We start from the raw sequence: 11,907 nt of genomic DNA, 5'->3' as shown, positions 1-11,907 counted from the left end.
GCGCAAGCCCGTGAGCAGCGGAGGGCGTTGTCAGTGGCGGGCGGCAGGATAGGGGCATGACGACGAACTCAGCTGTGGTGCTCGCCGATGCCGCCTCCTACGCCGCCGCGGTCGAAGAGGCGACACGGGCCGCCGCCGCGTACTACGCCACGGGGGAGAGCACCCTCGACGACGACGCGTACGACCGCCTGGCGCGGGGCATCGCCGCCTACGAGGAGGAGCACCCGCAGGAGGTACTGGCCGGCTCGCCGACCGGGAAGGTGGCGGGTGGGACCGCGACCGGCGACGTCCCCCACACCGTCCCCATGCTCTCCCTGGACAACGTCTTCTCCGCCGAGCAGTTCGTCACCTGGACCGCGTCCGTCGAGCGGCGGATCGGCCGGCCCGTCACGGCCTGGAGCGTGGAGCCCAAGCTGGACGGCCTCGCCGTCGCCGTGCGGTATCACGAGGGACGCCTCCAGCAGCTGATCACCCGGGGCGACGGCACGGCCGGCGAGGACGTCTCGCACGCCATCGGCACGGTGCTCGGCCTGCCCGAGCGGCTGGAGGACCCCGTCACCCTCGAGGTACGCGGCGAAATACTCATGACCGACGAGCAGTTCGACGCCGCCAACGCGGCGCGTACCGCCCACGGGGCCGCCCCCTTCGCCAACCCGCGCAACGGCGCGGCGGGCACCCTGCGCGCCAAGGACCGGCCCTACCGCGTGGAGATGACCTTCTTCGCCTACGGCGCCCTGGCGCTGCCCGGTTCCGGCGGCCTCGCGGAGACCCTGACCGGGCTCCCGCACAGCGAGATCCTCCGGTACGTCGCGGGACTCGGTGTGCACACCGCCGCGGACACGGCGGTCGCCCCGCGTACGGCCGCCACGGCCGAGGAGGTCCGGGCGGGGGTCGAGGACATCGCCGCACAGCGCGCCACGCTGCCGTTCGGTATCGACGGCATCGTGATCAAGGCCGACCTGGCCGCCGACCAGCGCGACGCGGGCACCGGTACCAGGGCCCCGCGCTGGGCCATCGCGTACAAGCTCCCGGCCGTCGAGAAGGTCACCCGCCTCCTCGGCGTCGAGTGGAACGTGGGCCGGACCGGCATCATCGCGCCCCGGGCCGTGCTGGAGCCCGTGGAGATCGACGGATCCACCGTCAGCTACGCCACACTCCACAACCCGGCCGACATCACCCGCCGCGATCTCCGCCTGGGCGACCGGGTGATGGTCTACAAGGCGGGCGACATCATCCCCCGTATCGAAGCCCCGGTCGCCCATCTGAGGACGGGGGACGAGAAGCCGATCGAGTTCCCCGAGTCGTGCCCGCGGTGCGGTTCCGCGATCGACACCGGCGAACAGCGCTGGCGCTGCACCCGGGGCCGCGACTGCCGCCTGGTCGCCTCCGTCTCGTACGCGGCCGGACGCGACCAGCTCGACATCGAGGGCCTGGGCGGAACCCGGGTCGTGCAGCTCGTCGACGCGGGTTTCGTCACCGACTTCGCCGACCTCTTCACCCTGGAGCGGGACCAGCTGCTCGGCCTGGAGCGGATGGGGGAGACCTCCACCGACAATCTGCTGGCGGCCATCGAGACGGCGCGGACCCGCCCGCTGTCCCGGGTCTTCTGCGCGCTGGGCGTGCGGGGCACCGGGCGTTCCATGTCCCGCCGGATCGCACGTCACTTCGCGACGATGGACCGGATCGTCGCAGCCGACGCCGAGGCGCTCCAGCAGGTCGACGGCATAGGCAAGGAGAAGGCGGCGGGAGTCGTCTCGGAGCTGGCGGAGCTGGCACCGCTGGTCGCGAAGCTGGTGGCCGCCGGGGTCAACATGACCGAGCCCGGCGCCACCCCGCCGCCGGAGCCCGGCGCGGTGCGGGAGGAGGAGGCGGAGGCCGGGGAGGGGGCCGCGGCGGGCGGCCGGCCGGAAGGCCTGCCGCTGGACGGGATGACCGTCGTGGTGACGGGGGCCATGACCGGAGCGCTGGAGAAGCTCTCCCGCAACGAGATGAACGAGCTGATCGAGCGGGCCGGCGGCAAGTCCTCGTCGAGCGTCTCCAAGCGCACGAGCCTGCTCGTCGCGGGGGAGAAGGCCGGTTCCAAGCGGACCAAGGCGGAGGATCTGGGGGTCAGGATCGCCGAGCCGGCGGAGTTCGCGGAGATGGTCGGGTCGTTTCTCGGCTGAGGGGCTGAGGGGCTGAGGGGCTGAGGGGCTGAGGGGCTGAGGGGCTGAGGGGCTGAGGGGCTGCGCGGGCGGGCCGGGTGAGGGCCGGGGCGGCCGTACGCGGGTGGTCCCGCATCGGTTCCGGTCGGCTGTGACCGGAGGGAGACCTTGGAATTGTGGGGGGAGTGGCGTTCCTATGCCCGATATTGCATAGTGAGGGCTCGGTCATGCCTCGCTATCAGCGGGTCAGTGAGTGGCGAATGGCTGTGAGGCCGGGCCAGGGGTGAGGGGCGGTGCGTTCTTTGCGCGACGGACAGCGGCACAGCGGGCCCGCCCCCCGGCGGGGGAGCCGTCCCGGTGGGGACCTCCGCCGTCCCGGTGCCTCCCGCCACCGCGGCGCCGCCGGAGGGCTCGCCATCGACCTGGGCAGCTCCGGAGCCCGCGCATGGGTCAGCGGACGTGGACTCGTCACCGGCGCGGGGTGGGACGAAGGGTTCGGCCGGCCGGTCCGGCGGGGCCGCATCGTCGATCCCGACTCCTGCGCCCGGCTGCTCGCCCGTCTCGTGGACACCGCACTGGGGGCCGACCGGCACCGCAGTGTGATCGCCCTCAGCCATCCGGTGCTGGCGGGCACCGAGTACCGCGGCCGCGCCAGGGAACTGCTGGCGTCCCTCGGGGTCCGCGATGTCGTGGCCGTCAGCAGTGCCAGGGCCGTGGCCGCCTCCCTCGGGGCCCCGGCCGGCGGCCCGCTGCTGGTCGTCGACATGGGAGCCGGGCTGACCGAGGTCACCCTGCTCGTGGACGGGATGATCGTCGACGCCCGGCAGGCCGAATCCGGCCTCGGTGATCTCCACGATCCCGGTGGCTCCGGCGGTGGCGGATACGGCGGCGGGCACGGGGACGGGCGCAGCGCCGGGCGCGGCACGGACCAGGGGCGCGCCGGCGGTGCCGGACCCGGACCGGTGCCTGCCGGGATCGCCGGCGGGGTGCTGGATATGATCATGTCCATGTGGCGGCAGGACAAGCACGGAGCGGTGCGCGGTGCGCTGCGCAGGGGCCCCGTACTCACCGGGGGCGGTGCGCTGCGCCCGGACGTCACCCGCCGTATCTCCCTGTGCCTCGGTACACCGGCACGCCTTGCCGACGACCCCTCGACGGCGGTCGTCCGGGGCGCCGGCCTCATCCTCGACTCCGTCCTCGGCCATACGGGTCGGGGCGGGGCGGCCGGTCCCTCAGGCCGGGCCGGATGAGCCGCCTCCCGGGGCCGCCCCGGGACGACGCGCGCCCGTGGGGGCGGCCCGCCGCACCGGCGGTCCGGCGGATGCGCCACGCCCTCGCCGCGCTCCTGCTGGCCGTGCTCACCCTGGTCGGCGCACCGGCGGCGGCGGGCGCCGTGCCCGTCGCCCAGGTCCTGGCCGCGTCCGCGCCGGCCGCCGTGCCGTCGTACCCCGCTCCGCAGGTGTCCACCGGCCAGGCGACCCCCGGCCACGCGCGGACCCAGCGGACCGACCGCGCTCCGCGGTACGGCGGTGTCCATGACGTCCGTGGCGGACAGGCGGCGCCTGCCGGCGGCGCTACGGCGGCGGCACGGGCCGTCATGGCCGCGACCGGCTCCCCGCCGCCTCCCGGGCCCGCGGCCGGCCCCCGGGCCACCCGCGGCCCCCCGGCCGGCGGGGCCGTCCCCGACTCCGTGTCGGGGCCGTCGGCGTGGTGGGCCGGTGTCTTCGCCCCGGGCCCGCGCGCCGGTGCGGACCGCCCCCACGTCCCGCACCACGTCCCCCCGCTGGGGCAGGCGGCCCTGCCCCCGCGTCTCCTCGGCCTGCCCGCGCCCCGTCTCCTCACGGGTACCGCGGACCGGGCCCGCCCCGCCGTGCCCGGCGGCGCCCTCGCCTCCCTGCCCGGGGTCCGTGGTCCTCCCGGGGTGACGGCCGGTCAGCCGGCCGTCCACCGGTCCTGTTCCACAGACCCGTCGTACCGCCACCGCCTTCTCTGAGCGCGGGCGGACGACGCCCCCTCGGAGGAATCCCCATGACTCGCGCCACCACGGTGCGGGCGGTTCTGGCTGTCGCCGTACTGCTCGTCTCCGTGTACATCACGCTGACCATGTCCCCCAGACTCGGCCTCGACCTTCAGGGCGGCACCCGCATGGTGCTCCAGGCCAAGGACTCGGACACCGCGAAGGCGGACCGGGAGAGCACCGAACGCACCCTGGAGGTGCTCCGCCAGCGCATCGACTCGCTGGGTGTCGCCGAACCCACCCTGACCCGGTCCGGCGAGGACCGGATCATCGTCGAACTGCCGGACGTCCAGGACCCCCGCCAGGCGGCCGAGGTCCTCGGCAAGACCGCGCAGCTCAGCTTCCACGCCGTCCAGGGACCCGGTACCGAGCAGACCGGGACGGACGAGGAGAAGTCCGGGGCGGAAGGGGGGCCGACGCTGCCGGACGAGCAGGGCGGGCTGCTCGCCCTCGGGCCGCCGCGCCTCTCCGGCGCCGGAGTCAAGGACGCCACCGCCAACTTCGACGCCCAGCAGGGCGCGGGGTGGACCGTATCGCTCGACTTCCACAAGGACGCGGGCAAGAAGTGGACCGAGCTGACCGGCGAGGCCGCCTGCAACCCGGTCCAGGACGAGCGCCGCAGGGTCGCGATCGTCCTGGACGGCAAGGTCATCTCCTCGCCGCAGGTCGATCCCTCGGTCGGCTGCGAGGTCGGCCTGCCCTCCGGGTCCACGCAGATCACCGGGTCCTTCAGCGCGGACGAGGCACGCGACCTCGCCCTGCTGATCAAGGGCGGGGCACTGCCCGTGCCGGTGGAGATCGTCGAGCAGCGGACCGTCGGTCCGACGCTCGGTGCCGCCGCCATCGACGCGAGCGCCCGGGCGGCCCTGATCGGCGCCGCGGCCACCGCACTGTTCATCACCGTCATGTACCGGCTCTTCGGCGCGCTCGCCGCCCTCGCCCTCGCCGCGTACGGGGTCATCTCCTACGCCGCGCTCGTCGTCCTCGGCGTCACCCTCACCCTGCCGGGGCTCGCCGGGTTCGTCCTCGCCATCGGGATGGCGGTGGACGCCAACGTCCTTGTCTTCGAACGGGCCCGCGAGGAGTGCGCGGACCGGCCGAACCGCTCCCTGCGCTCCGCGCTCACCGCGGGGTTCCGCAACGCGTGGAGCGCCGTCGCGGACTCCAACGTGACGACGCTGATCGCCGCCGGCCTGCTCTTCTTCCTCGGTTCCGGACCGGTCAAGGGCTTCGGTGTCACGCTGGCCATCGGTGTCATCGCCTCGATGTTCTCCGCGCTGGTCATCGCGCGGGCGCTGACCGAGGTGGCGGCCGGGTCCAAGTTCGTCGCCGCCTACCGGGGCGTCAACGGCATCGCGCGTCCGGGCGCCGTCCGCACCCGGCTGAACGCCCGCGACCCGCAGCTGTTCCGCAGGCCGCGCCGCTGGCTGGCGGTCTCCGCCGTACTGGTCGCCGTCGCCGTGGCGGGCATCCTCGTACGCGGGGTGAACCTCGGCGTCGAGTTCACCGGCGGCCGGCTCGTCGAGTACTCCACCAGCCGCCCCGTCGACGTGGAGACCGCGCGCGACGCCGTCGCCGGTGCCGGGTTCGAGGACGCGGAGGTCACCACCGCGGGCGACGGGGACCTGTCCGTACGCACCGGGAAGCTGGACAACGACGGCGAGCACGCCCTGCGTGCCGCGCTCGCCGAGGAAGGCGGTGAGACCACCAAGGTGCGCGACGAGCTGATCGGGCCCAGTCTCGGTGACGAACTGCGGCGCAACGCCCTGATCGCCCTCGCCGTGGCCGTCTTCGTGCAGCTCGCCTACCTCGCGGTCCGGTTCCGGTGGACGTTCGCCGTCGCCTCGGTCGGGGCTCTGGTGCACGACGTCGTCATCCTGGTCGGGGCCTTCGCCTGGCTCGGCCGCAGTGTCGACGGCATCTTCCTGGCCGCCCTGCTCACCGTCATCGGCTACTCGGTCAACGACTCGGTGGTCGTCTTCGACCGCGTCCGCGAACTGTGGGCGAAGAACCGGCGGACCCCCGTCGCGGACGTCGCCAACCGGGCCGTTCTGCAGACCGTCCCGCGGACCGTCAACACGGGGATGGGCGCCCTGTTCATCCTGGTCGCCCTGGCGGTGCTCGGCGGGGACTCGCTCGCCGACTTCGCGCTCGCCCTGCTGATCGGTATCTGCGTGGGCACCTACTCCTCGGTGATGACCGCCGTCCCCGGGGCGCTCCTGCTGGAGAGGAGCAGCAAGGCGCCGCCCCCGGCGCGCAAGCGCGGACCGGGACGCAAGGTGACCCGGCAGAAGCGGCGCGATCCGCTAGACAACGGGGCGCGCGTCTGACGGCGGCCCTGCGGCCCGGGCTCGCCGGGGCGTCCGCGTACGGGGTGTACGCGGGCGCCCCGGCGCCGTGGTCCGCGGGCCCGGAGGGAGCCGGATGTCCGGGCCGCCGCAGGACCGCGGCCGGGGCTGTGACGTACGGAACGGCCGCGCGCACGAGTGGGGCCTTCCGGCCCCTTGCCCGGTGGCCCGGCGCGGCCTATTTTACTCGACAGTAAGTTTACTTTCGGGTAAGGAGGTTGTCTTGGTCGCCTACCGGACTGTCATGGTCGGCACGGACGGCTCGGAGTCGTCGTACGCGGCGGTCGAGGGGGCGGCCCGGATCGCCGCCGCCTGTGGGGCCGAACTCGTGATCGCCTGTGCGTACATGCCGATGCGCGGACCCGAACTCGCGCAGGCGCGGGACCAGTTAGGTGACGAGGCCTACCAGGTGGTGGGTTCGGCACCCGCGGAGGCCACCCTGCGCACCGCCAGGGACCGGGCCCGCGCCCAGGGGGCGGAGAGCACGCGGACGGTCGCGGTGGAGGGCGAGCCCGTCGCCGCCCTCGTGCGGACCGCCCGGAAGTGCTCGGCCGATCTCCTGGTCGTCGGGAACCGGGGGCTGCGCTCGCTCGCCGGGCGCATCCTGGGCTCCGTGCCCGCGGACATCGCCAGGAAAGCGGATCTCGACGTGCTGATCGTGCACACCACATGAGTACGGCGGAGCCGGGGGAGGGGGCACCGGACGCGTCCGGCGCCGGTGAACTGCGGCAGGCCGTCGAGGAGGTGCTCCTCGGCGGCGGCCGGCTCCGGACGAGGCGGGACATCGCCGAGCGGTCGGGGGTGGGGGCCGAGCGCACCGCGCAGATCTGGCGCGCGCTCGGCTTCCCGATGGTCGACGACGACGCGCGGGTGTTCACCGACGCCGACGTCGACGCGCTCCGCGCGGGGGAGCGGCTCATCGAAGCCGGGCTCATCACCGCGGAGAGCGAGACGATGATGGCCCGCGCCCTGGGCCATCATCTGTCCCGGCTCGCCGAATGGCAGGTGCACACGCTCTGGGCCTGGGTGAACAGGAATCCGGGCGGGCCGGTGGACAAGGCGGAGCTGGCGGGCCACGCCGCGGCGCTGCTGCCGGAGATGGAGCTGTTGCAGCGGCATGTGTGGCGCCGGCATCTCGCGGCGTACGCCGGGCAGGTGCTCGCCGAGGCGGAGGAGGGCGCGTCCGGGCCGGGGAAGGGGCCGCGGGAGCACGGTCCGGGAGGTGCGGCGGGGGCCGGGGCGGAACTGCTCCAGGAGGGCGCCGGCGTACGGGACCGGGCGGTGGGATTCACCGACATGGTCGGCTACACGCGGATGACCCGCGGGCTGGACAGCACCGAACTCGCGCGGGTGCTGGACCGGTTCGAGAGCCTGACCGGCGACGTGGTCGCCGAAGGCCGGGGCCGGGTGGTGAAGACCATCGGCGACGAGGTGCTCTTCGTCTGCGAGACGGCGTCCGCGGCCGCCGGCATCGCCCTGGAACTCGCCGCCCGCGTCCACGCGGAACAGGAACTGCCACGGGTGCGGACCGGCCTGGCCCACGGCGCCGTCCTCAGCCGCTTCGGGGACGTCTACGGGGCGCCGGTGAACATCGCGGCCCGGCTCACCGCGGTGGCCCGGCCCGGCACCGTGCTGGTCGACACGGCGTTCGCCGGTGAGCTGGCGGGGGCGGCGGCCTACCAGCTCAAGGTGCTCCGTCCGGTGTCGGTGCGCGGCTACAGCAGGCTGCGCCCGGTGCTGCTGCGGCCGGCCCGCCCCGGAGGGTGACTCCGGGCGGCCGCGGACTCCCCGTCAGCCGCGGCCGGCCGCCGGGGAGTCCGCGGAGTCCATGAGGGTGTCGAGCCGCGCGGCGAGGCCGGGATGGGCGTCGGCCAGATGCGGACGGGCGGCGTGCAGCGGGGGCAGCAGGTCCGCCGGGTCGTCATGGGCGAGGGCCGCGTCGAGCCGGCTCAGCGGGAGCCGGGCGGCGGCGGGGAGATCGGTGAGACCGGCGATCTGGCCGGCGATACGGCGCAGGTCGGCGGCGTTGTGACGGGCCCAGGCGGCGACGGTGCGGTCGGCTGCGCGCCGCTCCCGGGTGGCCCGGACACGCTGCTCGCCGGTGGACCCGGCGGTGCCCGGCTGGTTGCGCAGATAGCGGCGTTCGGCGGCCTGGCGGCTGGCGACGCCGAGGGGGTGGGCGAGGTCGGCCCAGCTGGCACCCGCGTGGCGGGCCGTCTCGATCAGGCCGCTCTCCCATCCGGCGAGCTGCTCGCGGATCTGCCGCAGCAGGAGCAGGGAGGCCAGGGCCTGCTCCGGTCCGGCACCCGCGGCGGCCGGGGCGCCGGCCTCGTCGCGCCGGGCGGTGTGCAGGGCGTCGCTGATGGTCTCCAGGGCCGCCGCGGCCGCGAGGAACGAGGCCGGGCCGCGTCCGTCGGCGCCGGAGGAGGCCGGCCGGCCGGCTGCTGTCATGAGAACCCTCTCCCCGATGTCATCCTTTCGATGACATCATGTTTGTCATCCATTGGATGACATGCTACAACGGTTTCCGTGAGCGCATTGGCAGTTACTGCCCGAACCTATGGAGGTGTTCCACGATGTTGATGCGCACCGACCCCTTCCGTGAGCTCGACCGGCTGAGCCTGCAGCTGACGGGGCCCGGCACCTGGACACGCCCGTCCACGATGGCGATGGACGCCTATCGCGAGGGTGACGCGTACGTGGTGGTCTTCGACCTCCCGGGCGTCAGCGCCGACGCGATCGACATCGACGTCGAGCGGAACATGCTGACCGTCCGTGCCGAGCGGCGGCCCGCCGCCAGGGCCGACGACGTGAAGATGGAGCTCTCCGAGCGCCCCCTGGGCGTCTTCTCCCGCCAGATCATGCTGGCCGACACGCTCGACACCGAAGGCATCGAAGCCGACTACGAGGCAGGTGTACTCACCCTGCGCATCCCCGTGGCCGAGCGCGCCAAGCCCCGGAAGATCGCCGTCGGCGGGGCGGCCGCGAAGAAGGAGATCTCCGGCTGAGCCGGACGATCCGGGCCGGGCGATGCGGGACGGACACCTGATCCGCCTTTCCCGCCCCCGGCCACGAGGCCCGGCCGAGCCGCCCCCGGCCACGAGGCCCGGCCAGGCCCCCGGCCGAGCGCCCCGGCCCCGGAACCCGCTCCGGGGCCGGGGCGCCGAAGGACACCACCCCGGCGACAGAAAGGCAAGCAGCGCAGTGACGACCGACCGGTCCGCGACGACCCGGGCCCGGACCCCCGTGACGACGTTCGAGTACATGCTGGAAAAGGTCCGCTACGAAGGCGCCTACCCCACCCGTGAACGGGCCGAGGCGGCTGTCCGCCTGGTCCTCGAAGGGCTCGGACGCCAGCTGACCGGGGACGAACGCGTCGAGCTGGCCGCCCGGCTCCCCTCGGAAGCGGCGGGCATACTCGCCGGACAGGTCCCCGACGTCCAGCCGCTGACCGGCTGGGCCTTCGTCAAGGACCTCGCCGCCCGCTCCGGAGCCACCCCGGCCACCACCCGCTGGGACACCGGCTCCGTCCTCGCCACGGTGGCCGCCCTGGCGGGACCCGACCTGCTCACCAGGATCCTGAGCCGGCTGCCCTCCGGCTACGCGCTCCTCTTCGGCCGCGCCGAGCTCACCCAGGCCGCGTAGCGGCCGGACGGGGAGACGGGCGGGCGCACGGACAGGCGGCGGACTCGCCGGGTACGACGGCATTCGGGTCGTGCCCGGCGAGTACGGGCACCACCCGCGCACGGCTGCGGCACAATCCGGACCACCCCCAGCGATCGGAGTGATCCGCTCATGCCCGTCGTCCTGCGTGAGGCCTGGGCCACGCTCGTACCCGACCCACGGGACCGGCACGGGCCGCTGCCCCCGCTGATGCTCGCCCTGACGGTGGTCACCGGCCTCGTGGACGCGTTCAGCTATCTGCTGCTCGGCCACGTCTTCGTCGCCAACATGACCGGCAACGTGGTCTTCGGGGGCTTCGCCATCGCCGGAGCGCCCGGCTTCTCCCTGCTCGCCTCGGTGGTGGCCCTCCTCTCCTTCGCCGCCGGGGCGTTCTCCGGCGGCGCCGCCGTACGCGCGGCCCGCACCCACCGGGGGCGGCAACTGCTGTACGCGCTGCTCGCCGAGACGGCCTTCGTCACCGCCGCCATGGTCGTCACCCTGGTGTCGGGCGGCCCTTGGACGGGGGCCGTGCGGTTCACGCTCGTCGCTCTGCTCGGCGTCGGGCTGGGGGTGCAGAACGCGGCCGCCCGCGCACTGGCGGTACCCGACCTGAAGACCACCGTACTGACCCTCACCATCACCGGGGCGGCCGCCGACAGCAGGTTCGCCAAGGGGCCCGGCAGCCGGGCCGGCCGGCGGCTCCTGTCGGCGGCGGCGATGATGCTGGGCGCGCTGTGCGGAGCGCTGGCCGTGCTGCACGACCTGCCGGCGGTGCCCCTCTCGGCCGCGGTGGCCCTGCTGGCCGTCGCCTGCGCGTGCGCCGCGCTGCTGGCCCGCAGCGACGCGCCCTGGACCCGGCCGCCGGGGGCCTGACCCGCGGTCCCGCCCTTCAGGCGACGAGGGAGCGCAGGTGGTCCGCGGTCTCCCGGTCGGCCGGCAGCAGTGTCTCGATGGCCAGTTCGGCGACCGTCACATCCATCGGCGTGTTGAACGTGGCGATGGAGGAGAGGAACGACAGGGCCCGCCCCCTGTGCGTGATCCGGAGCGGAAGGGCGAGCGAGGGCGCACCCGCGCCGGACCCGGCGTCCGCACCCGGCCCGCCGGGATCCCCCGACGGACGGTCCGGCACGGGGTAGGCGGCGACCTCCTCGTACAGCGCCCGCAGCTCCGGCGAGCGGACCAGGGCCATCTGACGCTCCATCTGCCGCAGCAGATCCGCGCGCCACTCCGGGAGGTTCAGGATCCGCGGGGCCAGACCTCCGGGGTGCAGGGTCAGCCGCATCGCGTTCAGCGGCGGCGTGAGCAGCCGCTCCGGCACCCCCTCCAGCAGCATCCGCATGCCCTGGTTCGACGCCATCACCGTGTACGTGGCGTCGACCACCAGCGCCGGATAGGGGTCGTACCCCTGGAGCAGCCGCTCGACCGCCTCGCGCACCGGGGCCATCGCCGGGTCACCGAGCGCCGTCTGTGTGAACCGCGGCGCGTAACCCGCCATCACCAGAAGGGCGTTGCGTTCCCGTACGGGCACGTCGAGATGGTCCGCCAGCCGGAGGACCATCTCCTCGCTGGGACGCGCGCGCCCTGTCTCCACGAAGGAGATGTGCCGGGCCGAGGAGTCCGCGCGCAGCGCCAGCTCCAGCTGACTGAGCCGCCGCCGTTCCCGCCAGCCGCGCAGCTGCGGCCCTACACCCGTGTCGGGCGCGACAGTTGTCATGCGGGAACCGTAACGTCACCG

General features: G+C 74.3%; 11 protein-coding genes. 9 read left to right on the top strand and 2 right to left on the bottom strand.

The annotated features are described in order from the left end of the window. The first annotated feature begins 56 nt into the window (after positions 1–56). From ligA to CP967_RS03715, 6 genes are all read left to right on the top strand, one after another. Positions 57–2,165: an NAD-dependent DNA ligase LigA gene (gene ligA, locus CP967_RS03740; RefSeq protein ID WP_150486552.1), complete on the top strand. Its 2,109-nt coding sequence runs from the start codon at positions 57–59 to the stop codon at positions 2,163–2,165. A 272-nt stretch (positions 2,166–2,437) separates the two neighbouring features. Then, positions 2,438–3,394 (top strand): rod shape-determining protein MreC, encoded by a 957-nt coding sequence (locus tag CP967_RS03735; protein ID WP_373300425.1) that lies wholly within the window; start codon positions 2,438–2,440, stop codon positions 3,392–3,394. Further along, the gene (locus CP967_RS03730; protein ID WP_150486551.1) at positions 3,391–4,137 is read left to right on the top strand and encodes a hypothetical protein; all 747 of its coding nucleotides are present in this window, start codon (positions 3,391–3,393) and stop codon (positions 4,135–4,137) included. The genes CP967_RS03735 and CP967_RS03730 overlap by 4 nt, the downstream gene beginning before the upstream one ends. A 35-nt stretch (positions 4,138–4,172) precedes the next feature. Then, entirely contained in the window at positions 4,173–6,491 is a 2,319-nt protein-coding gene (gene secD / locus CP967_RS03725; RefSeq protein ID WP_150486550.1) for a protein translocase subunit SecD, read from the top strand. A gap of 241 nt (positions 6,492–6,732) precedes the next feature. Beyond that, entirely contained in the window at positions 6,733–7,182 is a 450-nt protein-coding gene (locus CP967_RS03720) for a universal stress protein (RefSeq protein ID WP_150486549.1), read from the top strand. Further along, complete coding sequence (locus tag CP967_RS03715) at positions 7,179–8,276, top strand: adenylate/guanylate cyclase domain-containing protein (RefSeq protein ID WP_150486548.1); 1,098 nt, start codon at positions 7,179–7,181, stop codon at positions 8,274–8,276. The genes CP967_RS03720 and CP967_RS03715 overlap by 4 nt, the downstream gene beginning before the upstream one ends. Positions 8,277–8,300: 24 nt before the next feature. On the opposite strand, the gene CP967_RS03710 is transcribed toward CP967_RS03715, so the two are convergent. After that, positions 8,301–8,960 carry a type III effector protein gene (locus CP967_RS03710; protein WP_150486547.1) on the bottom strand — a complete coding sequence of 220 codons (660 nt, stop codon included), beginning with the start codon at positions 8,958–8,960 and terminating at the stop codon, positions 8,301–8,303. A 125-nt stretch (positions 8,961–9,085) separates the two neighbouring features. On the opposite strand from CP967_RS03710, the gene CP967_RS03705 reads away from it, so the two are divergent. From CP967_RS03705 to CP967_RS03695, 3 genes are all read left to right on the top strand, one after another. Further along, positions 9,086–9,517, top strand: coding sequence for an Hsp20/alpha crystallin family protein (locus tag CP967_RS03705; RefSeq protein ID WP_150486546.1), 432 nt, complete (start codon positions 9,086–9,088; stop codon positions 9,515–9,517). 256 nt (positions 9,518–9,773) lie between these two features. Continuing rightward, positions 9,774–10,154, top strand: a complete 381-nt coding sequence (locus CP967_RS03700; protein ID WP_150491681.1) for a DUF2267 domain-containing protein — start codon at positions 9,774–9,776, stop codon at positions 10,152–10,154. Between the two features lie 150 nt (positions 10,155–10,304). Further along, on the top strand, positions 10,305–11,045 hold the full coding sequence (locus CP967_RS03695) for a YoaK family protein (RefSeq protein WP_150486545.1): 741 nt from the start codon (positions 10,305–10,307) through the stop codon (positions 11,043–11,045). A 16-nt stretch (positions 11,046–11,061) separates the two neighbouring features. On the opposite strand, the gene CP967_RS03690 is transcribed toward CP967_RS03695, so the two are convergent. Beyond that, entirely contained in the window at positions 11,062–11,886 is an 825-nt protein-coding gene (locus tag CP967_RS03690) for a helix-turn-helix domain-containing protein (RefSeq protein WP_150486544.1), read from the bottom strand. Positions 11,887–11,907 lie beyond the last annotated feature (21 nt).

Source organism: Streptomyces nitrosporeus, assembly GCF_008704555.1.
In the GTDB taxonomy this organism is placed as follows: domain Bacteria; phylum Actinomycetota; class Actinomycetes; order Streptomycetales; family Streptomycetaceae; genus Streptomyces; species Streptomyces nitrosporeus.
This window is presented reverse-complemented; position numbering and strand designations above follow the sequence as displayed.

Coding starts and splice junctions, on each gene's coding strand:
- CP967_RS03705 (WP_150486546.1), top strand. CDS start 9,086: ATGTTGATGCGCACCGACCCCTTCCGTGAGCTCGACCGGCTGAGCCTG.
- CP967_RS03690 (WP_150486544.1), bottom strand. CDS start 11,886: ATGACAACTGTCGCGCCCGACACGGGTGTAGGGCCGCAGCTGCGCGGC.
- secD (WP_150486550.1), top strand. CDS start 4,173: ATGACTCGCGCCACCACGGTGCGGGCGGTTCTGGCTGTCGCCGTACTG.
- CP967_RS03700 (WP_150491681.1), top strand. CDS start 9,774: ATGCTGGAAAAGGTCCGCTACGAAGGCGCCTACCCCACCCGTGAACGG.
- ligA (WP_150486552.1), top strand. CDS start 57: ATGACGACGAACTCAGCTGTGGTGCTCGCCGATGCCGCCTCCTACGCC.
- CP967_RS03715 (WP_150486548.1), top strand. CDS start 7,179: ATGAGTACGGCGGAGCCGGGGGAGGGGGCACCGGACGCGTCCGGCGCC.
- CP967_RS03730 (WP_150486551.1), top strand. CDS start 3,391: ATGAGCCGCCTCCCGGGGCCGCCCCGGGACGACGCGCGCCCGTGGGGG.
- CP967_RS03695 (WP_150486545.1), top strand. CDS start 10,305: ATGCCCGTCGTCCTGCGTGAGGCCTGGGCCACGCTCGTACCCGACCCA.
- CP967_RS03710 (WP_150486547.1), bottom strand. CDS start 8,960: ATGACAGCAGCCGGCCGGCCGGCCTCCTCCGGCGCCGACGGACGCGGC.